Origin of the sequence: Amycolatopsis sp. NPDC102389 (genome assembly GCF_044765885.1) — a bacterium.
In the GTDB taxonomy this organism is placed as follows: Bacteria; Actinomycetota; Actinomycetes; order Mycobacteriales; family Pseudonocardiaceae; genus Amycolatopsis.
Window position 1 is genome coordinate 59734 of sequence record NZ_JBIWKX010000008.1, and the last position, 22749, is coordinate 82482.

Genomic DNA, 22749 nt, shown 5'->3' on the forward strand with positions numbered 1-22749 from the left:
TCTCCGCGCGGCTGGGTCTATGGAGTGTGGAAGCGAAAGAACTTCCACCGCAGGCAACGGAATCCGAACCGAGGAGATCGCGATGACGAACACCGCTACCACCGCCACCACCGCCAAGCCGAACTCGAACTCCACCGCCCCCGCCGAGAACAGCGCGCTCGTCTCCACGCAGGGCGTGACCACGATCGCCGACACGGTCGTGCAGAAGGTCGCGGGCCTCGCGACCCGTGAGATCACCGGTGTCCACGCGCTGGGCGGCGGCGCCGTGCGGGCGTTCAACGCGCTGCGCGAGCGCATCCCGGGCGCCACCGCGTCCGCCGGGCAGGGCGTCTCCGTCGAGGTCGGCGAGCGCCAGGCCGCGGTCGACCTGCAGATCGTCGTCGAATACGGCGTCGCGATCGCGGATCTCGCGAAATCGGTGCGCCGCAACGTGATCGGCGCGGTCGAGCAGATGACCGGGCTCGAGGTCGTCGAGGTCAACATCAACGTGTCCGACGTGCACATCCCGGGCGACGACGACGCCGACGAGGGTACCGAGTCCGGCCGCGTCCAGTGACCATCGGCGCCGGTCCGCGCCAGACAGCAAGGAGAACGTTCATGAACGCCACCCAACTCGGCCTGTTGACCGGTCTCGTGCTCGGCGTGGCCGGCGCGTTCGGCGGCTTCGGTGCCTTCCTCGTCGTGCTCGTGCTCGCCGCACTCGGCCTGCTGGTCGGCCGGTTCCTCGACGGCAAGCTCGACCTTTCGGCCCTGGCGGGCCGCGACAGGGGCTGATCGCCATGACGACCATGACCGCCGCCGCGCCCGGAACGGACGGGCGCGGCGGGCTGACCGTGGCCGACGGCGCCGTCGAACGAATCGCCGCCCGGGCCATCACCGAACTCGAAGGCGTCGGCGGCGCGGCCTCCCGGGTGCTCGGGATCGCGGTCGGCGGCGAGGACCTCGACCAGGGCGCCAAGGTGAGCGCGCACGTCACCGGTTCGACGACCACTTTGGACGTCCGGCTCTCGGTGAAATACCCGCTTTCGGTGCGCGCCACCACCGAGAGCGTGCGAGAGCATCTGATCCGCCGCGTCGGCGGGCTTTCGGGCCTGGCCGTCACGCGGGTCGACATCACCGTCACGGCCCTGCATTCCGCCGAGACCGAAACGAGGAGGGTCCGATGAAACGGCGCCCCCGCCGCAGTGTCCCGGCCGTGCTGGTCGCCCTCGTGGTGCTCGCCGGCAGTGTCCTGGCCGCCGTCGTCGCGGTCCAGACGATCCTCGGGGAGAAACCGTGGATCGGCTACGACGCCGTCGCGTCCGCGCTGCACGGCATCCGGTGGGGTGATCCCCTTCCGGCGATCGCCGGCGGCGTGGTCGCTCTTCTCGGGCTGCTGCTCCTCGTGAGCGCGATCGTCCCGGGGAGGCCCACCGTGCTGCCGCTCGAAGGCGGCACGGATTCAGGCGCCTCCCGGCGCGGCTACCGGTCGACGCTGCGCACCGCGGCATCCACTGTGGACGGTGTCTCGGCGGCGAAGCTGAAGGTGAAGCGGCGCGCGATCGTCTCGGTGGTGACCACCGGGCGGACGAACACCGCCGGGCTCGCCGACGCCGTCCGCTCCGCCATCGAACACCGCCTCGCCCAGATCGGTCCCGCCACCGTTCCCGCCGTGCGGGTCCGGGTCAAGGCCACCAGGAGCGCGTCATGACCGACCTCAACCGTCCCGCCCGGCTGAACCGCACCCTGCTGGTGCTGACCGGGGTCGTGCTGCTCGCCGGTGGCGGATTCGCCGTCGGCACCCATTTCGGCCGGATCCCGCTGCTCGACCCCGGCACCACGCTCGTCCCCGGCACCGCCATGCCACCCGGATGGGTCTGGTACGCCGTCGCCGCGGGCGCGGTGGTCCTCGGCCTGCTGGCGCTGCGCTGGCTCGTCGCGCAGTCCGCCCGCAAACCCAAGTCCCACACCTGGCGCTTCGAGCAGGACACCGGCCGGACCGCGCTGGCCGCGAGCACCGCGGTGGAACCCTTCACGGCGGAAGTCTCGGCCTATCCCGGCGTCCACGCCGCGCACGCCACGCTCGGCGGCACCCAGGACACGCCGGTGCTGGCCGTGGTGCTGAGCGCCGAACAGGACGCCGATCTCGCCGCGATCCGCGAACGGATCACCGAGGAGGGTTTGCCGAGGCTGCGTCAGGCACTGGATCTCGGCGAGCTTCCGATGACCGTCGAGTTCCGCTTCTCCGCGAAGGCAGGGCCCCGCATCCAGTAAGAGGTTTCCGCCGCGGGCTCGCCGGGAAGACGCGTACTACGACCGATGAGGAGAACCGCATGTCCATCGTGACGCGAGCCGCCGACACCGTGCTCGACCGGACCCTGCTCGGGTACGGCAACATCGGATACCTCCTGCGCCGGAAGTGGTGGCCCGCGGATCCCGCGCCGGACGCGCTCGCGGGCAAGGTCGCCGTGGTGACCGGTGCGAAGGCGGGCCTGGGCAAGGCGACGGCCATCGGCCTGGCGAAGCTGGGCGCGACCGTCCGCATCGCGATCCGGGGCGACGGTGACGCCGCCCGCGCCGAGATCGAGCGCGCCGTTCCCGGTGCGCGGATCATCGTCGACCAGTGCGATGTCAGCCTGATCTCGTCCGTACGCGACTACACCAAGAACCTCGACGGCGAGGTCGACGTGCTCGTGCACAATGCCGGGGTCATGCCCGCGGACCGCACGGAGACGGCCGAGGGCAACGAGCTCATGCTGGCCACGCACGTGCTCGGCCCTCATCTGCTGACCGCGTCGCTCCGGCCGAAACTCGCCGGCGGCGCGCGGGTGGTCTGGGTCAGCTCCGGTGGTATGTACGGGCAGCCGCTGCGCGCCGACGATCTGCAGTACCGCCACGACGAGTACAAACCGGCCGCCGGATACGCGCGCACCAAACGGATGCAGGTGGTGCTCGCCGAACTCTGGGCGGACCGGCTGGACGGCTCCGGGGTCACCGTGCACGCCGCCCACCCCGGCTGGGCCGACACGCCCGGGGTCGCGACCTCCCTGCCGGCGTTCCGGAAGGTGACGCGACCGCTCCTGCGCGATCCCGAGCAGGGCGCGGACACGTTCGTCTGGCTCGCCGCCGCCGGGGAACCGGGCGAGTACAACGGCATGTTCTGGCACGACCGTGCCCAGCGCCCGACGCACTACCTCGGCAAGACCAGGGAAACCGCCGCGCAGCGCCAGGAACTCTGGCAGGCCTGCGCGCGGCTGACCGGTCTTTAAGTCAAGTCCACCATGACGACCGCCGGAACGGTCGGCGCGGGCGAGCCGCCGTCGGGTTCCGCGGTGATGCCGACCCGGTCGACGCCGCGCGGCAGGTCCGCGAGCACCGGACGAGTCCGATGTGGACCGTCCGATGCGAGCAGTCCGGCGGAATGCACGCCGCTCGCCCCGATGAGCCAGACCTGGTACTCCTTGCCGGGCGCCAGCGGCGGGAGGTCACCGGCCAGTACGACGATCTTGCCCTGGCTCGACGAGGTCACGACCGTGGTCGTCCCGCGTTCGGCGCCCTTGACCGTGGACGCGTCGGGCGCGGTGAGCACGGCGTTGACGGAGGCCAGTTGCTCTTGCACGGGCTCGGTGTTCGTGGTGACCAGGCCGAAAACCAGCGCCCCGGCGGCGGCCGCCGCGGCACCCCACAGGGCGACCCGCGTCTTCAGCACCCCGCCGCGACGCGCGACCAAGGGCGGCCACTGACGGGTTCGGGCGACCCGCGCGAGAGTCGCTTGCCGCAACCTCGGCGGTGGCGTGGTGGCGAGCGCCGCCCCCAAACGCGCGGTGGTCTCGCGGAGTTCCCGGACCTCCTGGCCGCACGCGGGACAACCCCGCAGGTGCCGTTCGAACGCGGCGGCTTCTTCCTCTGGGACGGCGTCAGCGGCGTATGCCCCGGTCAGCGTGTGCAGTTCCGCCGTCATTGGCCCACTCCCAGGCAGTCACGCAGCCGGATCAGGCCGTCGCGGATGCGGGTCTTCACCGTGCCGGGCGCGGTGTCGAGCACTTCCGCGACCTCCGGGTACGTGTACCCGTTGTAATAGGCCAGCACCACCGATTCGCGTTGCAGCTCGGTCAGCGCGGACAGGCATTGGCGCACCCGCTGCTGCTCCAGGTTGCTGATCGTCGACTCGGCGACCTCGTCGAAGGGGCGCCGGAAATCCAGCCTGCCCGCGCGATCGTCCCGGTCGAGGGCTGCCTGATGCGAACGCACCCGGTCCACCGCCCTCCGGTGCGCGATGGTGAGCACCCAGGCCAGCGTGCTCCCCTTGCCCGGTTTGAACCGCGCCGCCGTCCGCCACACCTCCACCAGGACCTCTTGGGTGACCTCCTCGGCGAACGTGCCGTTACGCACGACCCTGTTCACCACACCCCACACCGGTCCCGCCACGACGTCGTACAGATCGGCGAACGCCTGTTCGTCGCCTGCCGCGACCCGTTGCATCAAGCTCGTCTCGGCGGGCTCCGTCCCGGTGCCGCCGCTTCCGCGCGGACTCGTCCGCACACCCTCGACCATCAAGCTGCCTCCACCTCACCCGACGCCCGGCTACGCGGTTCCATGGCGTCCGGGAGGCATTCGGTGCCGAGAGCGGATCGGACTGGTCCGGGTCTATCCCTGTTCTTCGAGCACTTCGTCCATTGTGGACTTCAGATGCCGCAGAAAGGCCTCGAACCGTTCGATCTCCTGCGCCGGGTACTCCGCCACCAGCGCCGCGAGCCCGGCGCTGAACGGGCCGAAGAACTCTCGCGCGGGCCCCTGGATGTCGGGACCGCTGCGCAGGGTCACCATCCGGCGGTCGGCGTTCTCCCTGGTCCGCACCACGTAGCCGAGGTTTTCCAGCCGGTTCAGCAGGTTCGTGGTCGCGCCGGAGGTCAGCGCGATGCGTTCGCCGAGCCGGGCCGGGGACAACGGCGAGCCGGTGTCTTCGGCGTAGAGGATCTCCACCAGCGCGGCGGCGTCGGTGGCGTGCAGGCCGAGCCAGTCCGCGAAACGCCGGGTGAACTCGGTGTAGTTCGCCCCGAAGCTCCGGAGTCCGTCCAGCAGCGACGCGGTCCGCGCCGCGACGTCATCCGCCATCACCCCTCCTCGATTCCGTGCTTTGACAACCTACCGGCCGCAAATATACCTTCATGGTGAAGCTACTTTCTCATGAAGGAGTTGTAGTGCTCCCCGATCCGTTCGCCGCGACGACCCGCGGCATCACCGAACCCGACCTCGTCCGCCCCGCGCTGCGCGCCGCCGGCCCCCTCGTCGAAGTGGCCGCCCCCGAGGGCGGAAGCGCGTGGATCGTCACCGAGGAGGAGCTGGCCCGCGAAGTCCTCTCCGATCCCCGCATCGCCAAGGATCCGGCGCTGGCCCCCGAGGGCTGGACGGCGCTCGAACAGACCGCCGCCGAGCAGCCGTCACTGACCACATTGGACGGCCCCGACCACATCCGGCTCAGGCGCGCGCACGCGCCACTGCTGAGCGCCAAACGGATCCAGGCACAAGCGGGCCGGATCCACGAGATCGCGCGAGAACTGCTGACGGGACTCGGAAAGGGACCCGTCGACCTGATGGACGGTTTCTCCACCCGGTTCCCGCTGACGGTGCTGCTCGACCTGCTCGGCATCCCGCTGGACCGGCTCGACGCCGCCGTGGACGCCTGCCGCCGGATGTCCAGCCCGGAACCGGGCGCGCAGGGCAAGGCGATCGCCGCGATCGCGGATCTCGCGGCGGCGGGGCTGACGCCGGATCGGCAAGGGCTCGCGGCCGAACTGCGTGACCGCGTCCCGCCAGGGACGACCGAAGACGACCTGAGGTATCACCTGTTCGCGTTGATCTTCGCGGGTCAGCTGACCACCGACGCGGCGATCGGCTTCCTGATCTCACGGCTGCTGAACGGGGACAAGGCGTCCGAGGACGACCTCGTCCGCGAGACACTCCGGGACCATCCGCCCGCGCCGTTCACGCTCTGGCGGTTCACCACCGTCGAACTCGACCTCGCCGGGGTCCGGCTCCCCGCCGGAGCGCCCGTCCTCGTCGACATCCAGGGCGTCAACACCGACCCCGGCCGCCGCCCCGGCCCGGATCTGGCCTTCGGCGCGGGACCGCACTTCTGTGTCGGGGCCCAGCTCGCGCAGCTCGAATTGCGCGCGGTGGCGACGGTTCTTCGCACGGACTTCCCCGAAGCCCGGCTCACCGTGCCGTACGCCGAGCTCCGGCAAACGTTCCTCGGCGGCATCCAGGGCACGCGGCTCACGAGCCTGCCCGTACTTCCGCACGGCTGAAAAACGGGCCGGGGCGCGGAAATCCGTCGCCCCGGCCCGGAAGGACCGCTACTTCTTGAAGGTGTCGCGGATCTTGTCCGCCGCGTCACCGACGGCGTCCTTCACGTTTTCGACGGCGCCCTTGAGACCGGCCTTCGCCTGGTCCGCCTGGCCTTCCGCACGCAGTTCCTCGTTGCCGGTGGCGTCGCCGGCGGCCTCCTTGGCCTTACCGCCGAACTCTTCGGCCTTGTTGCTGATCTTGTCGCCCAACGACATCGGGTCCTCCTCCGTCCGTGGCGCCCGGATCGTGCGCCGTACGAAGGAAGGACAACCGGTCACCGGGATTCGTCATGCGCACGGACAGGTGATCACCCTCACTGAAGCGGGAATCAGCCGGACCAGCCGCTCAACCGGGTCAAAAGCCGTTCCAGGACTTCGGGATCGGCGCCGACCGGCTCGCCGGAGACGGGTTCGTCCACCAGCGTGCGCCGGTCGCCTCGCCTCGGCAGCCGGACCTGTCCGGCGGACAGGCCACCGGGCAGCGGCAGCTCGCACCAGAAGGTCACGCCGCCGCTCTCGCTCGGCGCCACCCCGGTCCGCTCACCCGGTGCGGGCGTCGGCACGGTGAGCCCGTCCAGCTCGTGGTCGACCTCGATGGCCAGCACGTCCGACCGCAGGCGCAGTCTCAGCGTCAGGAACGGCGGCTCCTTCGGATCGGCCGCGTCGACCAGCGTGCCCACCAGTCTGGCGGCGGCGGTCTTCGCCTGATCGAGCAACGGCCGCAAGGACCAATCCGACAAGATGAGACGGACGAAGAGCTCGGAACACAACACGGCGTTCGGTTGTGCCACCAGCCGTAGGTCGTCCATCTGGGAAGTGCGCGCGCTCAAACCAAGGCCTTCCTCGTCGACGTGCGAGCGTGCATCATGCCACTCCATCCGGTGAACGCCTCAGGCCGCCTCACCCAACTCTTTGGTCCAGTGGAGTGGCGCGGGTTTGGCTCTGTCCATCGGGCCAAACAGCGCGCACAGTGATCACGTGAGCATCGCCTTCCTGATCACCACGCTGGTCGTGGTCGCCACGCCCGGCACCGGCGTGGTCTACACCCTTTCCGCCGGACTGGCCCGGGGAAGGCGCGCGAGCGTCATCGCCGCGACCGCCTGCACCCTCGGCATCGTCCCCCACATGATCGCCGCGGTCACCGGCCTCGCGGCGCTGCTGCACGCGAGCGCGGTGGCGTTCGAGATCCTCAAATACCTCGGTGTGGCCTACCTGCTCTACATGGCGTGGGCGACGCTGAAGGACCGGGAAGCCATCGTCGTGGAGGGCGATCCCGAACCCGCGTCGACCCTGCGGACGATCACCTCCGGCGTGCTGATCAACGTCCTGAACCCGAAGCTGACACTGTTCTTCTTCGCGTTCCTGCCCCAGTTCGTCCCGACGGGCGAGCCCGGTTCGATCCCTCGGATGCTGCTGCTGAGCGGGGTGTTCATGCTGGCGACGTTCGTGGTGTTCAGCGTGTACGGCGTCCTCGCCGCCGGTGTGCGGCACCACGTCCTGTCCCGGCCGCGCGTGCTCGCCTGGCTCCGGCGGATCTTCGCCGGTTCCTTCGCCGCGCTCGGCGCCAAACTCGCGTTCACCACCCAGTAGACAGGTCCGAAATGCGACTCCAGCACCACCCAGAGATCCGTTCCGCCCACCCCGGCCTCACCGTCGGCACGCTCCAAGCCACCGGGATCACCCCGGAACTGCCGGTCGACCTCGAGAAGTTCGTCGCGCGGGCGACGCGGCGGCTCGCGGACGGCCCGGAATCGGAATTCCCCGAGATCCAGGCGTGGCGGCGGGCGTTCGCCAAAATGGGCCTGAAGCCGACGCAGTACCGCTGCGCGTCGGAGTCCTTGCTGCGCAGGCTGCGGAAAGAAGGCTCGCTCCCCCGCATCCATCCGGTGATCGACCTCTGCAACGCGGTTTCGGTCGCCTACGCCATCCCGGTCGCGGTGCTCGACATCGCGAAGATCGGCGGCTCGCTGGAGGTCCGTCACGCGCGAGGCGACGAGAAGTACGTGACCTTCGCCGGCACGGTCGAGCAGCCGAACCCCGGCGAGGTGATCTTCGCCGACGAGGACGGTCAAGCCCACGCGCGGCGATGGACGAACCGGCAGAGCGGGCACTCCGCGGTCTCCGCCACGACGTCCGACGTGCTGATCGTTTCCGAAGGGCTGCACGCGACGGCGGCCGAGGACGTCCGGCTGCTGATCGAGGCCATCGCGGGCGAACTCGCGGCGGCAGGCGTCGTCACGAGGCCTTGAGCGCCTTCTCCAGTCCGGCGCGGGTCATCTTCGACCGTCCCTTGATGTCCCGTTCCCGCGCCAGCTTCTCCAGATCCGCCTTCGACAACGAAGACAAGTCCTTCTTGGGCGCGGGCTTCTTCGCCCCGGACTTCTTCTTGGCCTTTCCGCTCTCCACGCTCTTCGAAAGCGCCTCGAACAGGTCGACGACCTTCGTCGGCTCCCCGGGCTCGGTGGCCGGCGTGATGGTGTCGCCCTTCTTCTTGGCCTCGATCAGCTCCCGGACCCGGTCGGTGTAGGTGTCGCGGTACTCCTCGGGCCGCCAGTCGTCGCTCATCGCGTCGATCAGGTTGACGGCCATGTCGAGCTCCTTGCCGCGCGCCTTCGCCTTGCCCGGGAGGCCCGGCAGCTGCTCGGCGGGATCCCGCAGGTCGGCCGCGAAATGGAGGGTGTTGAGCACCATCACGCCGTCCCCGGACCGGACCAGCGCCAGGTACTCGCGGCCGCGCATGACGAACTTGGCGATCCCGGCCTTGCCGGACGAGTCCATCGCCTCGAGCAGCAGCGCGTACGGACGCTCGAACTCGTCCTTCGCGGGCGCGAGCCAATACGTCTTGTCGAAGAACATCGGGTCGATGGCGTCCAGCTCGACGAAGCTCTCGATGTCGAGCGACTTCGACCGGCCGGGGGCGATCTCGTCCAGTTCCTCCGGCTCGACGACGACGTACTCGCCGCCACCGAGTTCGTACCCCTTGACGATGTCTTCGTAGCCGACTTCCTTGCCGGTGCGCTCGTTCACCCGCCGGTACCGGATGCGGTCCTCGGTGCCCCGCTGGAATTGGCGGAAACGCACCGAATGGTCTTCGACCGCGCTGTACAGGCGGACCGGCACCGTCACCAGACCGAGCGAAAGCGAACCGCTCCAGACCGGGCGCATGGGCACACACTCCTCTCCTCCAGCGAGCTGGTACCCGGAATCGCGGAGGATCACACCTGGTCAGAGGCCGAAGGCGAGGAGCTGGAAGCAAAAAAGGGCTACCAGGGCGGTTGGCCACCCCCAGTACGAAGGCCAACCGCCGCGGAGCCCCTACACGGTTCGGCACGCTGCCCCGTCGCGCCGACCCGCCAGCTTCGCCTTCAGCTTTCCAAGGGCCTGCATCGGAATTACATCGGCTCTCCACCGCCGGACATCCGCGCAGTTCAGGGGCGGCGGGGCGTAGAATCGGGACGGTTTCAGGGCAGGCCCGCGCACGTCGGTTAGGCCGAATGCAGTACGGCGTACCCCGCGCCGATCTGGCTGGAGGCCGAAGCGGTGGGTTAGGGTGCCGATCAGCCGGCGAACGGACTGGAGGTAGTGCGTGAGCACGCTCACGGCCTCGGACGACATAGTCGCATATGACCGCTGATCGTTTACCCGATTCGGCGGGATCGCCCCGAATCCCCGGCGATCCGAAGCACCCAGGCCAGCCCGCGCAGCTCGGCTTCTCCGTTCTCGGCCCGCTCGAAGCCGAGGTCGACGGCGTCCCCGTCCGGCTGGGCGGACGCCGTGAACAGCGCCTCCTCGCCGCCCTGCTGATCAACGCGGGCAGGCTCGTCCCGGTGTCGTACCTGATCGGCACGATGTGGCCGGAAAATCCGCCGAAGACCGCGGTCCGTCAGGTCAGCAACGCGATCGCGCGGCTGCGGCACGACCTCGGGGTGGCCAGGTCCGCCGTGGTCACGACCGGTTCGGCGTACCGCGTCGTCATCAGCAGCGCCTCGCTCGACTCTGCCCGCTTCGAAGCCGACTACAACCAGGGCGCCGAACTCCTGGCGGCCGGGCTGATCTCCCAGGCGGCCGCCAAACTGGCCGACGCGCTCTCGCTCTGGCGCGGCCCGGCGTTCGACGGTCTCGAAGGCGACGCCATCGAGCAGACGGCGCGACGCCTCGACGAAGAACGCCTCGCCGCCTGCGAACTCCTCATCGGCGCCAGGCTCCGGCTCGGCGAGACCGAAGCGGCGGCTCGCGAGGCTTACGACCTCGCCGCCTGGCATCCCACCCGCGAGACCCTGCAGTGCCTCACCATGCTCGCGCTCTACCGGGCGGGCCGCGGCGCCGACGCGCTCCGGACGTTCGACCGGACCAGGATCGCGCTCGCCGAGGAGCTCGGCGTCGACCCGAGCGCCGAACTGAGCGCGCTCCACCAGCAGATCCTGCGGGCCGACGCCGAACTGATGGAGGACGGCGCCCTCGTCCGGTACGGCGTCGGCGGGCTACGGGCCGGGATGGACACCGGTGGGCGACGCGAGGACGCGGACGCGCAGAAGGCGCTCTTCCCCCGTCCCGCGCAGCTGCCCGCGGATCTCCCCGCGTTCGGCGGCCGCGCCACGGAGCTGCGGACCGTCCTCGAGATCGGCCAGGACGACTCCTCGGCCGGGCCGCGGCTGATCGCGATCGACGGCATGCCCGGGGTCGGCAAGACCGCGCTGGCCGTCCACGCCGCGCACCGGCTCGCCCCGCTGTTCCCGGACGGGCAGCTGTTCGTGAACCTCGAAGGGTTCTCGCCGGCGGGAGACCCGGTCGACCCGGGGACCGCGCTCGAGGCGCTGCTGCGGTCGCTCGGCATCCAGGGTTCGGACATTCCCGCCGGGACAGAGCAGCGCGCGGCGTTGTTCCGCAGCTGCCTCGCCGGCAAACGGGTGCTCCTGGTGCTGGACAACGCCATCGGGGCGACGCAGGTGAGCCCGCTGCTGCCCGGTTCGGCGAGCTGCTGCGTGCTGATCACCAGCCGCACCCGGCTCGTGGATCTTGACGGCGCCGAACTGCTCTCGCTGGAACCGTTCAGCCGGGCCGACGCGGTGGACCTGCTCGGCCGGATCGTCGGGCCCTCCCGGTTGAAGAGGGAGTCCCCGGACGCGGCCGACCAGGTCGCGAGCCTGTGCGGCGATCTCCCGCTCGCGCTGGCCGTCACGGCGAGCAGGCTGCGCGCGCGGGCGTCGTGGACGCTCGACTTCGTCGCCAGGCAGCTGCGCGACGAGCGGAACCGGTTCGGCGAGCTCACCGCCGGGGAACGCGACGTCGCGGGCGCGTTCCGGGTGTCCTATCTGAACTTGACGGAGACCGAACGCCGGGTGTTCCGCCGGTTGAGCCATCACCCCGGTGCCGCGTTCGATCTCCACTCGACGGCGGCACTGGCCGAAGTCGACCTCAGCGAGGCCCGCCGCCTCGCCGAACGTCTCGTCGACGTGAACCTCCTGCGCCAGCCGTCGATGGACCGGTACGAGATGCACGACCTCCTCCGCAGCTACGGTCGCGAGCTCCTGCTCGCCGAGGAGCCCGAGCACCAGCGCGAGGCGATGATGCGGCGGCTGTTCGACTACTACCGCAGCAGCGTCGCGGCCGCGATGGAGTTCATCGACCCGGACTCCGAAGACGAACCGGGCGGCCTCGAGGTCCCGAAGAGCGAGTTCGGGCAGTCGTTCGCCGACTACGACCAGGCGGCGCACTGGATGGACGCGCAATGGCAGAACGTGCTGCCGGTGGCCGTCGCGATGAACAACCATCAGCAGTACTCGGACCTCGTGCCCTTCTGTTCGGCGGTGTGGCGCTACTTCGACAACCGCGGCTACTACCGGCAGGCCAGGGAGCTGGAGACCCTCGCCCTGTCCGCCGCGCGGGTCACCGGGAACGTGGTCCTCGAGTACCAGGCCCTGCACATGTACGCGCTGACCCTGTGGCGGCTCAACGAGTTCACCGAAGCGAACCGGCTGTTCAACGAGGTGTTCGAACTGGCCGCGACCACCGGCGACGTCCGGATGCAGTGCCGGGCCAGGGGCAACTCGGGCGTCACCCACTGGCTCAAGGGCGAGTCGGACGAGGCGATCGAGCATCTCGGCTGGGTCCGCGAGACCGCCCACGCCCACGGCAGCGTGCTCATCGAAGCCCGCGCCCGGCACCGGATCGGCCTGATCCACACCGAGAACAGGCGTTATCCCGAAGCCGCCGAGGAACTCGACCAGGCACTGAGACTGGCGCAGGAGAACGAATCACCCGATCTCGAGGCGGAATGCTTTCTCGCCCTCGGTATCAATTCGCGCGGACTCGGCGACGGCGCGCTCGCGGTCAGCCAGTTGACGACGGCGGTGGAAGTGCTCGAATCGACCGGGAATCGCAGCATGCTGCCCATCGCCCACAAGGAGATGGCGTTCGCGTTCGACATTCTCGGTGAGCGACTGAATGCGGACCGTCATCGCCGCTTCGCATTGCGGCTCTACACCGATCTCGGCATTTCGGAGTCGCCTGAGGTTCGTGAACTCAAACAGCGTTTGACCGATTACTCGGCGTAATTAGCCGTTCTGCTCCGGTACTCTGTTGGCGTAGGTATATTCGCTTGACCGGAGTAACCGTTCACGGAGAGGATCAACGGCATGCACGATGAAGACGACGACGAGTTCTTGTACGAGCTCGAAGCGGAGTACAAGGCACAGAGCACCTGGGGCGGCTTCGAGCCGCCGCCGCACGGCGGGCCTCCTTTCCGCTCGCGACGCTGAATGACCTGACGTATTCGGAAAGTATTACTGGGGACTGGGGCGCAAGACATTCGATGCTGGTCAGGGTTTCCTCATGCGGAACGCTCTATTGGTCCGATGGTGACGTCGTCTGGGACGACCACCTCGGCCATCGCCAGCTCAAACTCGCCGAAGGAACCGAACGCGTCCTGCGATGGTTCAGTTCTTGGCGAGAACCGGAATCGGTCCGCGAAGCTGATGAGAATCCCGAGATCAGGGAAAGGCTCGTCCGTATCGCGCGCGCGATGATCCGGTACGACGTGTTGGTGGTCAAAGGTTCTCACCGGCACCAACGCGAAGAAGAGATCCTTCGGGATTGGGGTCCATGGGGAACGTCCGCGCGGGCGTTTCACTTCGGCACCCGCTCACTGCGCGAGACCGAGTTCACGACCAGTGAAACGACGGCGAAAACCTTGCTGGAGAAGGCGAAGGTCAGCCCTCCGCCTTCTCCGGTGAGGCCTGCGAGCGAGTACGACGCGATAGCTCTGCCCGAACCGTCACCGGAACCGCTGAACACGATCGGGCTCGGCGACGCGCTGAGCCGGCGCAGAAGCGTCCGCGAGTTCGGCGAAGAACCCTTGCGGCTGCGCGATTTGAGCGCGCTTCTCACGGCGGCCAGGCCGACTAGGCCGGAAACGCATCCCGACATCCCCGCCACCGGCAACGTCTTCAAGACCAGCCCGTCGGGCGGGGCCAGGCATCCGACAGAGGTGTACGTCTACGCGAGGAACGTCGAGGGCTTGGACCCCGGCGTCTATCACTACGACGGCTTCCGGCACGGCCTCACGCCGCTGGACGGCAAGCTCGACGACGACCAGCTGATCGCGCTCGCCGGCGACCAGGAATGGACCGGGAACGCCGGCGCGCTGCTGATCTATACCAGCGTCATCGAGCGGAACCAATGGAAGTACCCGGTGAGCCGCACGTATCGCGTGCTGCTGATGGACGTCGGCCACCTCAGCCAAACCGTGTACCTCCTGGCGACCGCGCTGGGACTGAACGTCACGTTCACCGCCGCGCTTCGCGACGAACTGGTCGAAGACCTCCTCGGCTGCGATCCGGCGAACGAACTGGTGCTCGGCATGTCGGTGGTCGGCAATCGCCTGTGAGGCGTGTGGTCGTTCTTGGGGGTGGTCGTTTTTCGGCGACGGCGCCGAGTAGTGGCCAGCCAGTCAGCGGCACGTGATGACCTCAGTTCCCCTGCGGTCCCAAGCGAACGTTCCCATCGCCGATTATCGGCAACACTGACGACCGCAGCCCCACGACACCGTGGCCGTTTTCTGACGACGGCACCGAGCGTTGGCCAGCCAGTCAGTGGCACGGAATGACATCGGCAACCCTGAGGTCACACGCGGCAACACCGACGACCGCGGACCCAAAACACCGTCGCCACTTCCCGGCAACAGCACCGAGCCGCGACCAGCCAACGGCACGAACACATCGATCACCCCGAGACCTCCAGACGAACCTCTCCGAGCCATCGCCGATTTCCGGCAACCCACCCACAGCACCAGGCACAGTTTCACCGCGACAGCGCAGAGCGGCAGCCAGCCAGTGGCGACGAAGTCAGGGATGAAAGCGCCGATCACGCGGCACCGTAGCCGTTTTTCGGCGATGGACTCAGAACGGTGGCGGTTCGTCCGCCCGGGGTTCGTGCAGCGGCGGTGGCGTGCTGTCGTAGCTCTGCCCTGTAGGCGTGGTGATCGTGAGAGTCCCATCGGAAGTGAGCCGGTAGTTCCAGCCGGGTTCGTCTTTCAGCCGGTGGTCGCGGCGGCAGAGGTCGACCAGCTCGGTGTCGGCGGTATGGCCGCCGTGTTGCCAGGGCAGCGCGTGGTCGAGATCGCACGCCTGCGCGACACGGTGGCAGCCGGGTCTTCGGCACTCACGGTCCCGCACCCGGACGAACTCGTCGAGACCGGCGGTGGGGCGATACCGGTCGCGGCCCAGGTCGAGGACCTGCCCCGACAGCGGGTCGGTGATGATCCGCCGCAGCACCGTGTTCGGCCCGGATGCGATGTGCCGGGCCAGCGGAGCCGGGATGTGGCCGTGCCCGGCCAGCTCCGCGGGGTCGTCGTTCAGCCCGAGATAGGTGTGCAGGTCCATGTACAAGAACACCTCACACCGTTCGCTCTTCCCGCCCTGCCCGCCCAGCAGGAGATCCAACGCGACGTCGGCACGCAACTGGTCCAAAGTCCGGGTCTCCCCGCCGGCCCGCAGCGCGCGGGCTTCACGATCGATCCGGGTATAGGCGGCGGCGACCTTCTCCACCGGGCCGTCTTCGACCTCGATCGACGCCACCCCGGTCTCGCCTTGCCGCAGCGACAACCGGCGTCCGGCGCGGTGTCGTTCCGCGCGGCGGGCGGCGCCGTCACGGTCGGCCATCATCGCCGCATGGTTCGCCGCTTTCCGGATCTGATCGGCGTTCCTACCCGGCAACCGGTCTTCCAATACCGCGTCCACCGCGCGGGCGTCGTCGTCGGACAGCCAGGCGGTGGCCGTGGCGACTTTCATCGCCCCGTAACCGCCCACCTGTCCGCGGTCCAGCAGTCCGAGTGTGCGGGGCAGGCGGGTGGTCAACGCCTGGGCGGTGGAGACCAGCCCGGCCGCGTGACCGTCCACAACAGACAGAGCCAGCGCCACCTCCTGAACCACACTGACAGCGCCGTCGCGATGACGGCTCAGTTGCGACAGAGCACGGAACCGCACCGCCTCCAACCGCGTGATCCCTTCCGACGCCGCGACCGCCGCGGCGACGGCATCGTTGTCCCCCAATGAATCCAGCGAAGCATTGACATCCTGAAACACGTCGGACTCGGTGATTTCCTTGAGTAGCGCCACAGTGGCGTTGAGAGTGTCCACAACACAGAACGTACAACCGACCACCGACAGTTTCCGGAACCCAAGAGGCAACGGCCAGGCTCAATCCACACCCGAAGCCAAAACTGCGGCACAGCAACACAATCCACCTGTTCCGCCAACCAAAGATCCGACTCCTCAACGGAAATCGCCCCCACTCGGACAGCGACCTCCGCCAGCCCGCGAAAGAACGAGTGCCCGCCGAGAAAACCGACGACACCCTCCAGTGCGACGTCACGAAAACCGCACCCGACGAGTAGCCGCCGAAATCCGCGCGCGATCCTGGGCGCGGTGACCACCGAGGCACGGGCACGCACCCCGCGACGACAACGACCTCTACCGGATCGCGATCCTCGACTGCGCGCTCGGGTGCGAGCACGACGACTTCACGCGGTGCGCGCACTTCCGAGAAGCGGTGGCACGGGCCGGGTGAACCAAGCCCGTGCCACCGTCCGGCTCAGCCGAGCAGCCCGCGCATCTCGGTGATCTCGGCCTGCTGACCGTCGATCACCTTCTGCGCCAAGGCCTTCACCTCGGCGTTGCTGCCCTGTTGCAGCGCGGTCTTCGCCATCTCAAGCGCGCCCTCGTGATGTTTGACCATCATTTCCAGCCACTGCTTGTCGAAGGCGGCGTCCTTGGCCTTGCCGAGTTTCGCGAGATCGTCCTCGGTCATCATTCCGGACGCCGAGCCGTGCCCGGAGTGCTCGCCCGACGGCGCCACTCCCCAGCCCTTCAACAATCCGTTCAGCTGCTGGATTTCCGGGTCCTGCGCCTGCCGGATCCGGGCGGCGAGGTCGACGACCTTCGCGTTCCGGGTGCGGCCGTCGACGAGTTTCGCCATCTCGAGCGCCTGCTCGTGATGCGGGATCATCCCTTGCGCGAACGTGACGTCGGCCTGATTGTGGTCCGCCTGCTGCTGGGGATCCGGCGCCTTCACCGTGGACATGTCGTGCCCGGTGGAGGCGGTGTCGGAACTGGCGCAGCCGGTGAGCACGGCGAAGGAGGCCAGGGCCGCGAGCGCGGCCCCGACCAGTTTCCTGCTGGTCATGGTTTCTTCCTCGAGTCTGTTACGGGCAGGGCGGGACGAACCCGCCTGTCACACCCGCAACACGCAAAGGAAGGACAACTTCTCCGGTACCGGTCTCCAGCGCGGCGGATCACGGCCGGACGCCGAACCACCGCCCCGGCGCGACTTCCACGTCGCCACCGTCCGTCCATTCCGGACGAGAAGCCAGGTGACGATCAGCAGTACCGCCGCGGCGAGCACCGCGAGACACAGGTGCAGTCCACTGTGTCCACCGTCGTCGTGTGAAGGTGTGTCCGCACAACATGGATCCGCCATCGCGACAGCGGAGTGCCCCGCACCGTGGCCGGATTCGGCGACGACGTGGTGCATGCCGACCAGACCCAGCGCCACCACGCACAGCAGCAGCCACCGCAGGGCGGCCGGGTACGAGGACTGGGTCATGGCTCCACCGTAGCCGGATTCAGTGCGCCGCCGGACGGTGGGGTTTCGCCGTCGAATGCAGTGCCGGGATGTCGCGATCGATGTGGTCGGCATGGAACAGCGCCTGCGCGAGCAGGCCCCGGACGTGGTCGTTGGCGGCCGAGTAGTAGACGAACGTCCCCTCCCGGCGGCCCTTCACCAGACCCGCGAGCCGCAGTTTCGCGAGATGCTGGCTGACCGCCGTCGGCGCCGCGCCCGCCAGCTCCGCGAGACAGGCGACCGAGGATTCACCCTGCAGGAGCGCCCAGAGGACCTTGATCCTCGTCGGATCCGCGAGCAGCCGGAACGTCTCCGCGGCCAGGTGGACCTGCTCCTCGGTGGGCATCTCGAAATCCGGGACCGACTCGTGCATGCCAGGAGGATAACCGCTACCCTTCCATCTGCGTATCTGCATGACTGCGCAGATATCAGAACAGTGAGGTGAACGATGACCGGCCACGGGCATGGACACAGTCACGGCCACCAGCACGGGAAGAGCCGTCTCCGGCACCTTCTGACGCCGCACAGCCACGACAGTGCCGACCGCGTCGACACCGCGCTGGAGACCAGCAAACGCGGGGTCCGGACGCTGATCTGGTCGTTCGCCGCCCTGTTCGTCACCGCCGTCGCCCAGCTCGCGCTCGTGCTGATCACCGGTTCGGTGGCCCTGCTCGGCGACACGATCCACAACTTCGCCGACGCCTTGACCGCGCTCCCGCTCGGCATCGCCTTCCTGCTCGGCCGCCGCGCCGCGACCCGCCGCTACACCTACGGGCTCGGCCGCGCCGAGGATCTGGCCGGTGTGCTCGTCGTCCTGCTCATCGCCGCCTCGGCCTTCCTCGCCGGGTACGAATCCTTTCAGCGGCTGCTCGATCCGCGCCCGGTCCAGCATCTGTGGGTGGTCGCCGCGGCGGGGGTCATCGGCTTCGCGGGCAACGAACTCGTGGCCCGGTACCGGATCATCGTCGGCCGGGAGATCGGGTCGGCCGCGCTGGTCGCGGACGGTCTGCATGCCCGCACCGACGGGTTCACGTCGCTCGCGGTCGTGCTCGGCGCCGCCGGTGTCGCGTTCGGCTTCCCGATGGCCGACCCGATCATCGGCCTCGCCATCACGGTCGCGATCCTGTTCGTCCTGCGCGACGCGGCCAAGGAGGTCTTCCGCCGTCTGATGGACGCCGTCGACCCGGCCGATGTCGATCGCGCCGAACGCGCGGCCGCCGAGGTCCCTGGCGTGCTCGGTACACGGGACCTGCGGATGCGCTGGATCGGGCACAGCCTGCGCGCGGAACTGGCGGTGTCGGTCGAGGCCGGGCTGACCGTCACCGAGGCGCACCATCTGGCCCATCGTGTCGAGGAACGGCTCCGCGAAGTCCTCCCGCGGCTCGCGGAAGCGGTCGTGCACACCGAACCGGCGCACGCCCATGAGATCGTCAGCGGGTGACACTGTCCGACAACGAGATCCGCGCCGTCCGTGCCCGCGCGCAACTGTTGACCGCGCCGGCCGCGGACGTGCTCACCGTGGCCGGATCCGTCGCCGCCGTCCAGGCGCAGTCGACGCCCGCCGCACGGCTCGCGTTCCGGGCCCGTAGCCGGGGGCTGACCGCGCAGGACGTCGACGCGTCCCGTGAGGTGACGCGCACCTGGCTGATGCGCAAGACGCTCCACTTGGTGCCGACGGCGGATCTCCGCTGGCTGAACCGGCTCTTCGGACCGCGTAACGTCCAGGCGGGCCAGGGACGCCGCAAGCAGCTCGGCCTCACCGAGGAACTCTGCGGACGCGCGCTCGAGAAGCTCCAGGATCTCTTGTCCGGCAAGACACTCACCCGGCACGAGATCCTGGACGGCTTGGCCGCCGACGGCATCGCGCTCGACGCGAGGTCCCAAGCGCCGGCCCATCTCCTGGCGTACGCGGCCAATCGCGGGCTGCTGTGCCGAGGCCGGGACGCCGGAACGGAGCCGACGTACGTGCTCCTCGACGAATGGACCGCCGAAGACCACGACCCGGCGGAACCGCATACGGAACTCGCCCACCGGTACCTGACCGCGTATGGCATCGCGACCGCCGAGGACTTCAGTACCTGGTCCGGGCTCCCGCTCGGCCTCTGCCGCAAGGCTTTCGCCGCATTGGAGCTCGTGCCCGCCGGTCAAGGCTTCGCACTGCCGGAGACCGAGCTTTCCGCTCTCCCTTGTCCTCCGCGTCTGCTCGGCGCCTTCGACACGTACCTGCTGGGCTACCGCGACCGCGATCTGCTCCTCGACCCGGCCGACGCGAAACGCGTGAACTCCGGCGGCGGGATGATCGCGCCGACCGTGCTGGTCGACGGCCGGATCGCCGGAACCTGGCACACCAAGCGGACCGCGAAGCAGACGAAGGTCGTTCTCGAGCCCTTCGCCACGCTTCCGCGGTCCGCCATCACCGGCCTGGAGTCCGAAGTGGACGATTACGGCCGCTTCCTCGGGGAGACTGCCGTCCTCGTCATTTGAGCGACCGGAAGAACTCCCGTACGTCCGCGACCAGGATCTCGGGCTCCTCCAACGCCGCGAAATGCCCGCCGCGATCGACGTCGGTCCACCGCACGATCGTGTGGGCGTCCTCGGAGTACCGCCGGATCCCGACATCGTGCGCGAAGATCAGCGCCGCCGTCGGGACGCCCGAGTTCTTCTCGACGGCTCCCCAGGTTTCCGCCTGCGCGTAGCCGACGTACGCGGACGAAGCCGCTGTGCCGGTCAGCCAGGTGAACATGACGTTGGTCAGCAACCGGTCCTTGCCGACGATCTCCTCCGGCAGGGCCGGGCGCGGATGCGTCCACTCGCGGAACTTGTCCATGATCCAGGCCAGCTGCGCGACCGGGGAATCGACGAGTCCGTAGCCGAGGGTCTGCGGCCGCGTCGACTGGATCGCGATGTAGCCGAACTCCTCCCGCATGAACGCACCGATCCGCTTGATGCGATCGCGTTCGACGTCGCTGAGCGAAGCGAGTTCCTCGTCCGGCAACGACATCGGGGGCATCGGGGTGAGCCCGCCGTTGACGTGCACGCCGATCACCTTGTCCGGCGCGAACCTGGCCACCTCCGGCGACACGGAAGCGCCGAGGTCGCCACCCTGCACGCCGTAGCGTTCGTAGCCGAGCCGGCGCATCAGCTCCGCCCATGTCCGGCCGATCCGCGGCATGGTCCACCCGGAATCCGAGACAGGGCCCGAAAAGCCGAAGCCCGGAAGCGACGGGATCACGAGATGGAACGCGTCCGCCGGGTCGCCGCCGTAAGCTTTCGGGTCCGTGAGCGGACCGATGACGTCGAGGAACTCGACCACCGAACCCGGCCAGCCGTGCGTGAGGATCAGCGGCGTGGCGCCGGCTTCGGGCGAGCGGACGTGCAGGAAGTGGATCCGCTGTCCGTCGATGACCGTGGTGAACTGCGGATGGCGGTTGATCTCGCGTTCGGCGGCACGCCAGTCGTAGCCATCGCGCCAGTATTCGGCGAGTCCGCGCAGCCACGCCACCGGCACTCCGGTGTCCCAGCCGTCACCGGGGAGCGGAGCGGGCCAGCGCGCGCTGTCGAGCTTCGCGTGCAGCTCGTCCAGCTGCTCCTGCGGGACGTCGAGGCGGAAGGGGCGGATCTCGGTGTTTTCCATGAAGCCCACGTTATGAGGCATTGCGGACAGGTTCGGTCCTCGATCAGGAAGGCATTCCGGATACGGGAAGATTCGCTCGTGACGGACAAATACTTGGCCTACGGCCGGCTCATCCGCGACGGGAAGATCCTCTTCATCAGACGGCAGCCTGCGTCGTTCCTGGGCGGCCGCTGGGAATTGCCGGGCGGGACCGTCGAGCCGGGCGAGCGACCCGACGAGACCGTGGTCCGGGAGTTCGCCGAGGAGACCGGGCTGGCCGTCCGTGTCACCGGCGACCGCGGCACCCACAGCTGGGACGACGTCGCGGGCAGGCCGATGCGGATCCACGCCGCGGTGTACACGCTCGCCGAGGCGGACCCGAGCGAAGTCGTGCTCGATCCCGAGGAACACGACGCCTTCATCTGGTGCGCGCGGGAAGAAACCGCCGAACTCGACCTCGCCGAGCACTTCAGGCGAGCACTGGAGGACTGACTTCGAGACCGGGCTCCGGCCTGGTCCACTCCGCCCAGCGGACGGCGGGCGCGGTGAGCGTCCCCGCCAGCAGGAACAATCCGCCGAGCACCACCCAGCCGGCCATTCCGCCGACCAGGATCAGCCCGGTCAGCAGGAGCGGGCCGAGCATGCGGGCGATGGCCGTCCCCGCACCGAAAAGCCCTTGGTACTGCCCCTGTTTGCCGTCGGGTGCGAGGCCGAAGCCGATCTCCCAGGAGCCCGCCGCCTGCGCCATCTCCCCCACCACCTGCAACGCGGCCCCCGCGAGCAGGACCAGCGCCGCCGCCCACCCGGAATCGCTCATGGCGGAGAAGGAGAAGATCAGGCAGGAGACGAAAAGCAGCAGCCCCGCGTACCGGATGTAGCGGGAGGCACTGCGAAGCCCGGTCACGCCGCGCGCCACCCGGACCTGGAAGACCACCACGCTCGCGGTGTTGAGCACCAGCATCGCCGAGACCAGCCAGCTCGGCGCCGCGGTCCGGGTCGAGATCCACAGCGGGAGGACCAGGCTGAACAGCGGCATGTAAAGCAGCATGATCATGTTGAGCAGCGCCAGCAGCGCGTACGGGCGATCGCGGAGGACAGCGACGGACGGCTCGCCCGCCCGCACCGGCACCGGAGCCACCGAAGGCACCTTGCGGAGCACGAAAGCCGCGGCGACGAAGGCCAGCGCGTCGACGACGAACACCGTCAGGAACGCTTCTCGCGTCCCGATCGCCAGCGCGATCCCGCCGAGCGCCGCGCCGATCGCGATCCCCGCGTTGGACAACGCCTGCAACCGGGCACGGAACTTCGTGCGCCCGGCGGGGTCGATCAGGCCCGCGAGCAGCGCCTGCCTCGCCGCGCCGAGACCGCATTGGAAGCAGGCGTAGACACAGGCCGCGATCACGAACGCGAAGACCGAATTTACGAAGAGGAACGCCGTGACCGACGCGGCCGTGCCCAGCGCCAGCAGGACGGCCGTGCCCTTCGGCCCGCGGCGGTCGGCCAGCTGCCCCAGCGCGACCCCGGCCACCGAGCCGACCGCCCAGCCCACGGTGAGGCCGAGTCCCACCTGCGCGGGTGACAGCCCGACGATCAGCGTGAAGTACAGGGCCGAGCTGACGTAGTAGGCACCGTCGCCGACGGAGCTGATCAGCTGGGCCGAGGTCAGTCGCTTCATATGCTCAAGTTAGGCGC

27 protein-coding genes are annotated in these 22749 nt (G+C 69.0%); 15 read left to right on the forward strand and 12 right to left on the reverse strand.

What is annotated here, in order from left to right; translation table 11 throughout:
• Nucleotides 1-82 precede the first annotated feature (82 nt).
• Genes ACIRGA_RS09850 through ACIRGA_RS09875 form a run of 6 tightly spaced genes read left to right on the forward strand, consistent with a single transcriptional unit; the run spans nucleotide 83 to nucleotide 3248 of the window.
• Nucleotides 83-556, forward strand: a complete 474-nt coding sequence (locus ACIRGA_RS09850) for an Asp23/Gls24 family envelope stress response protein (RefSeq protein ID WP_400938787.1) — start codon at nucleotides 83-85, stop codon at nucleotides 554-556.
• A 41-nt stretch (nucleotides 557-597) separates the two neighbouring features.
• Nucleotides 598-774: a hypothetical protein gene (locus ACIRGA_RS09855; protein WP_016335849.1), complete on the forward strand. Its 177-nt coding sequence runs from the start codon at nucleotides 598-600 to the stop codon at nucleotides 772-774.
• Nucleotides 775-779: 5 nt separating this feature from the next.
• Nucleotides 780-1166 carry an Asp23/Gls24 family envelope stress response protein gene (locus ACIRGA_RS09860; protein WP_400938789.1) on the forward strand — a complete coding sequence of 129 codons (387 nt, stop codon included), beginning with the start codon at nucleotides 780-782 and terminating at the stop codon, nucleotides 1164-1166.
• Nucleotides 1163-1690 carry a DUF6286 domain-containing protein gene (locus tag ACIRGA_RS09865; RefSeq protein WP_400938792.1) on the forward strand — a complete coding sequence of 176 codons (528 nt, stop codon included), beginning with the start codon at nucleotides 1163-1165 and terminating at the stop codon, nucleotides 1688-1690. The genes ACIRGA_RS09860 and ACIRGA_RS09865 overlap by 4 nt, the downstream gene beginning before the upstream one ends.
• Nucleotides 1687-2253 (forward strand): alkaline shock response membrane anchor protein AmaP, encoded by a 567-nt coding sequence (locus ACIRGA_RS09870; protein WP_400938794.1) that lies wholly within the window; start codon nucleotides 1687-1689, stop codon nucleotides 2251-2253. Before ACIRGA_RS09865 ends, ACIRGA_RS09870 begins: the two co-directional genes overlap by 4 nt.
• A 59-nt stretch (nucleotides 2254-2312) precedes the next feature.
• The gene (locus ACIRGA_RS09875; protein WP_400938797.1) at nucleotides 2313-3248 is read left to right on the forward strand and encodes an SDR family NAD(P)-dependent oxidoreductase; all 936 of its coding nucleotides are present in this window, start codon (nucleotides 2313-2315) and stop codon (nucleotides 3246-3248) included.
• Here the strand turns inward: ACIRGA_RS09875 and ACIRGA_RS09880 are convergent.
• The 3 genes from ACIRGA_RS09880 to ACIRGA_RS09890 form a co-directional block, all read right to left on the reverse strand.
• Nucleotides 3245-3940 carry an anti-sigma factor domain-containing protein gene (locus ACIRGA_RS09880; RefSeq protein ID WP_400938800.1) on the reverse strand — a complete coding sequence of 232 codons (696 nt, stop codon included), beginning with the start codon at nucleotides 3938-3940 and terminating at the stop codon, nucleotides 3245-3247. The genes ACIRGA_RS09875 and ACIRGA_RS09880 overlap by 4 nt on opposite strands.
• Nucleotides 3937-4533, reverse strand: a complete 597-nt coding sequence (gene sigK / locus ACIRGA_RS09885; protein WP_400938802.1) for an ECF RNA polymerase sigma factor SigK — start codon at nucleotides 4531-4533, stop codon at nucleotides 3937-3939. The genes ACIRGA_RS09880 and sigK overlap by 4 nt, the downstream gene beginning before the upstream one ends.
• Before the next feature lie 93 nt (nucleotides 4534-4626).
• Nucleotides 4627-5094, reverse strand: a complete 468-nt coding sequence (locus ACIRGA_RS09890; RefSeq protein ID WP_400938805.1) for a MarR family winged helix-turn-helix transcriptional regulator — start codon at nucleotides 5092-5094, stop codon at nucleotides 4627-4629.
• 86 nt (nucleotides 5095-5180) lie between these two features.
• Between ACIRGA_RS09890 and ACIRGA_RS09895 the strand changes: the two genes are divergently transcribed.
• Entirely contained in the window at nucleotides 5181-6287 is a 1107-nt protein-coding gene (locus tag ACIRGA_RS09895) for a cytochrome P450 (protein ID WP_400938807.1), read from the forward strand.
• Nucleotides 6288-6335: 48 nt separating this feature from the next.
• On the opposite strand, the gene ACIRGA_RS09900 is transcribed toward ACIRGA_RS09895, so the two are convergent.
• Both ACIRGA_RS09900 and ACIRGA_RS09905 read right to left on the reverse strand, forming a co-directional pair.
• Nucleotides 6336-6542: a CsbD family protein gene (locus ACIRGA_RS09900; protein ID WP_044849933.1), complete on the reverse strand. Its 207-nt coding sequence runs from the start codon at nucleotides 6540-6542 to the stop codon at nucleotides 6336-6338.
• Nucleotides 6543-6655: 113 nt separating this feature from the next.
• Complete coding sequence (locus ACIRGA_RS09905) at nucleotides 6656-7156, reverse strand: ATP-binding protein (RefSeq protein WP_400938811.1); 501 nt, start codon at nucleotides 7154-7156, stop codon at nucleotides 6656-6658.
• 148 nt (nucleotides 7157-7304) lie between these two features.
• On the opposite strand from ACIRGA_RS09905, the gene ACIRGA_RS09910 reads away from it, so the two are divergent.
• Nucleotides 7305-7916, forward strand: coding sequence for a LysE family translocator (locus ACIRGA_RS09910; RefSeq protein WP_400938813.1), 612 nt, complete (start codon nucleotides 7305-7307; stop codon nucleotides 7914-7916).
• Between the two features lie 11 nt (nucleotides 7917-7927).
• Nucleotides 7928-8575 carry a B3/4 domain-containing protein gene (locus ACIRGA_RS09915; protein WP_400938815.1) on the forward strand — a complete coding sequence of 216 codons (648 nt, stop codon included), beginning with the start codon at nucleotides 7928-7930 and terminating at the stop codon, nucleotides 8573-8575.
• Here ACIRGA_RS09915 and ACIRGA_RS09920 read toward each other — a convergent pair.
• Complete coding sequence (locus tag ACIRGA_RS09920) at nucleotides 8562-9491, reverse strand: Ku protein (protein WP_400938818.1); 930 nt, start codon at nucleotides 9489-9491, stop codon at nucleotides 8562-8564. The two genes, ACIRGA_RS09915 and ACIRGA_RS09920, sit on opposite strands and share 14 nt — an antisense overlap.
• Before the next feature lie 458 nt (nucleotides 9492-9949).
• Between ACIRGA_RS09920 and ACIRGA_RS09925 the strand changes: the two genes are divergently transcribed.
• From ACIRGA_RS09925 to ACIRGA_RS09935, 3 genes are all read left to right on the forward strand, one after another.
• Entirely contained in the window at nucleotides 9950-12880 is a 2931-nt protein-coding gene (locus tag ACIRGA_RS09925) for an AfsR/SARP family transcriptional regulator (RefSeq protein WP_400938820.1), read from the forward strand.
• 81 nt (nucleotides 12881-12961) lie between these two features.
• Nucleotides 12962-13084, forward strand: coding sequence for a hypothetical protein (locus ACIRGA_RS09930; protein ID WP_255432121.1), 123 nt, complete (start codon nucleotides 12962-12964; stop codon nucleotides 13082-13084).
• A gap of 53 nt (nucleotides 13085-13137) precedes the next feature.
• Nucleotides 13138-14211: a SagB/ThcOx family dehydrogenase gene (locus ACIRGA_RS09935; protein WP_400938823.1), complete on the forward strand. Its 1074-nt coding sequence runs from the start codon at nucleotides 13138-13140 to the stop codon at nucleotides 14209-14211.
• Nucleotides 14212-14722: 511 nt separating this feature from the next.
• On the opposite strand, the gene ACIRGA_RS09940 is transcribed toward ACIRGA_RS09935, so the two are convergent.
• The 4 genes from ACIRGA_RS09940 to ACIRGA_RS09955 all read right to left on the reverse strand — a co-directional run bounded on the left by ACIRGA_RS09940 (nucleotide 14723) and on the right by ACIRGA_RS09955 (nucleotide 17817).
• Nucleotides 14723-15961 (reverse strand): DUF222 domain-containing protein, encoded by a 1239-nt coding sequence (locus tag ACIRGA_RS09940; RefSeq protein WP_400938825.1) that lies wholly within the window; start codon nucleotides 15959-15961, stop codon nucleotides 14723-14725.
• Between the two features lie 454 nt (nucleotides 15962-16415).
• Complete coding sequence (locus ACIRGA_RS09945; RefSeq protein WP_400938827.1) at nucleotides 16416-17006, reverse strand: DUF305 domain-containing protein; 591 nt, start codon at nucleotides 17004-17006, stop codon at nucleotides 16416-16418.
• 48 nt (nucleotides 17007-17054) lie between these two features.
• A complete protein-coding gene (locus tag ACIRGA_RS09950) occupies nucleotides 17055-17426 on the reverse strand; it encodes a DUF6153 family protein (protein ID WP_400938829.1) in 372 nt (123 codons plus the stop codon).
• 19 nt (nucleotides 17427-17445) lie between these two features.
• Nucleotides 17446-17817, reverse strand: coding sequence for an ArsR/SmtB family transcription factor (locus tag ACIRGA_RS09955; RefSeq protein ID WP_400938831.1), 372 nt, complete (start codon nucleotides 17815-17817; stop codon nucleotides 17446-17448).
• Between the two features lie 75 nt (nucleotides 17818-17892).
• On the opposite strand from ACIRGA_RS09955, the gene ACIRGA_RS09960 reads away from it, so the two are divergent.
• Nucleotides 17893-18885: a cation diffusion facilitator family transporter gene (locus ACIRGA_RS09960; protein WP_400938834.1), complete on the forward strand. Its 993-nt coding sequence runs from the start codon at nucleotides 17893-17895 to the stop codon at nucleotides 18883-18885.
• The gene (locus tag ACIRGA_RS09965; protein ID WP_400938837.1) at nucleotides 18882-19928 is read left to right on the forward strand and encodes a winged helix DNA-binding domain-containing protein; all 1047 of its coding nucleotides are present in this window, start codon (nucleotides 18882-18884) and stop codon (nucleotides 19926-19928) included. The genes ACIRGA_RS09960 and ACIRGA_RS09965 overlap by 4 nt, the downstream gene beginning before the upstream one ends.
• Here ACIRGA_RS09965 and ACIRGA_RS09970 read toward each other — a convergent pair.
• Nucleotides 19921-21078 (reverse strand): epoxide hydrolase family protein, encoded by a 1158-nt coding sequence (locus tag ACIRGA_RS09970; protein WP_400938839.1) that lies wholly within the window; start codon nucleotides 21076-21078, stop codon nucleotides 19921-19923. The two genes, ACIRGA_RS09965 and ACIRGA_RS09970, sit on opposite strands and share 8 nt — an antisense overlap.
• A gap of 78 nt (nucleotides 21079-21156) precedes the next feature.
• Here ACIRGA_RS09970 and ACIRGA_RS09975 point away from each other — a divergent pair, with 78 nt between their 5' ends.
• The gene (locus tag ACIRGA_RS09975; protein ID WP_400938841.1) at nucleotides 21157-21549 is read left to right on the forward strand and encodes an NUDIX domain-containing protein; all 393 of its coding nucleotides are present in this window, start codon (nucleotides 21157-21159) and stop codon (nucleotides 21547-21549) included.
• Here ACIRGA_RS09975 and ACIRGA_RS09980 read toward each other — a convergent pair.
• Nucleotides 21527-22732 carry an MFS transporter gene (locus ACIRGA_RS09980; RefSeq protein WP_400938843.1) on the reverse strand — a complete coding sequence of 402 codons (1206 nt, stop codon included), beginning with the start codon at nucleotides 22730-22732 and terminating at the stop codon, nucleotides 21527-21529. The genes ACIRGA_RS09975 and ACIRGA_RS09980 overlap by 23 nt on opposite strands.
• Between the last annotated feature and the right edge of the window lie 17 nt (nucleotides 22733-22749).

Excerpts from the sequence above, each read along its gene's own strand:
- ACIRGA_RS09850 (WP_400938787.1), top strand. The coding sequence starts at position 83 with ATGACGAACACCGCTACCACCGCCACCACCGCCAAGCCGAACTCGAAC.
- ACIRGA_RS09855 (WP_016335849.1), top strand. The coding sequence starts at position 598 with ATGAACGCCACCCAACTCGGCCTGTTGACCGGTCTCGTGCTCGGCGTG.
- ACIRGA_RS09860 (WP_400938789.1), top strand. The coding sequence starts at position 780 with ATGACGACCATGACCGCCGCCGCGCCCGGAACGGACGGGCGCGGCGGG.
- ACIRGA_RS09865 (WP_400938792.1), top strand. The coding sequence starts at position 1,163 with ATGAAACGGCGCCCCCGCCGCAGTGTCCCGGCCGTGCTGGTCGCCCTC.
- ACIRGA_RS09870 (WP_400938794.1), top strand. The coding sequence starts at position 1,687 with ATGACCGACCTCAACCGTCCCGCCCGGCTGAACCGCACCCTGCTGGTG.
- ACIRGA_RS09875 (WP_400938797.1), top strand. The coding sequence starts at position 2,313 with ATGTCCATCGTGACGCGAGCCGCCGACACCGTGCTCGACCGGACCCTG.
- ACIRGA_RS09880 (WP_400938800.1), bottom strand. The coding sequence starts at position 3,940 with ATGACGGCGGAACTGCACACGCTGACCGGGGCATACGCCGCTGACGCC.
- sigK (WP_400938802.1), bottom strand. The coding sequence starts at position 4,533 with ATGGTCGAGGGTGTGCGGACGAGTCCGCGCGGAAGCGGCGGCACCGGG.
- ACIRGA_RS09890 (WP_400938805.1), bottom strand. The coding sequence starts at position 5,094 with ATGGCGGATGACGTCGCGGCGCGGACCGCGTCGCTGCTGGACGGACTC.
- ACIRGA_RS09900 (WP_044849933.1), bottom strand. The coding sequence starts at position 6,542 with ATGTCGTTGGGCGACAAGATCAGCAACAAGGCCGAAGAGTTCGGCGGT.
- ACIRGA_RS09915 (WP_400938815.1), top strand. The coding sequence starts at position 7,928 with ATGCGACTCCAGCACCACCCAGAGATCCGTTCCGCCCACCCCGGCCTC.
- ACIRGA_RS09920 (WP_400938818.1), bottom strand. The coding sequence starts at position 9,491 with ATGCGCCCGGTCTGGAGCGGTTCGCTTTCGCTCGGTCTGGTGACGGTG.
- ACIRGA_RS09925 (WP_400938820.1), top strand. The coding sequence starts at position 9,950 with ATGACCGCTGATCGTTTACCCGATTCGGCGGGATCGCCCCGAATCCCC.
- ACIRGA_RS09930 (WP_255432121.1), top strand. The coding sequence starts at position 12,962 with ATGCACGATGAAGACGACGACGAGTTCTTGTACGAGCTCGAAGCGGAG.
- ACIRGA_RS09935 (WP_400938823.1), top strand. The coding sequence starts at position 13,138 with ATGCTGGTCAGGGTTTCCTCATGCGGAACGCTCTATTGGTCCGATGGT.
- ACIRGA_RS09945 (WP_400938827.1), bottom strand. The coding sequence starts at position 17,006 with ATGACCAGCAGGAAACTGGTCGGGGCCGCGCTCGCGGCCCTGGCCTCC.
- ACIRGA_RS09950 (WP_400938829.1), bottom strand. The coding sequence starts at position 17,426 with ATGACCCAGTCCTCGTACCCGGCCGCCCTGCGGTGGCTGCTGCTGTGC.
- ACIRGA_RS09955 (WP_400938831.1), bottom strand. The coding sequence starts at position 17,817 with ATGCACGAGTCGGTCCCGGATTTCGAGATGCCCACCGAGGAGCAGGTC.
- ACIRGA_RS09960 (WP_400938834.1), top strand. The coding sequence starts at position 17,893 with ATGACCGGCCACGGGCATGGACACAGTCACGGCCACCAGCACGGGAAG.
- ACIRGA_RS09970 (WP_400938839.1), bottom strand. The coding sequence starts at position 21,078 with ATGGAAAACACCGAGATCCGCCCCTTCCGCCTCGACGTCCCGCAGGAG.
- ACIRGA_RS09980 (WP_400938843.1), bottom strand. The coding sequence starts at position 22,732 with ATGAAGCGACTGACCTCGGCCCAGCTGATCAGCTCCGTCGGCGACGGT.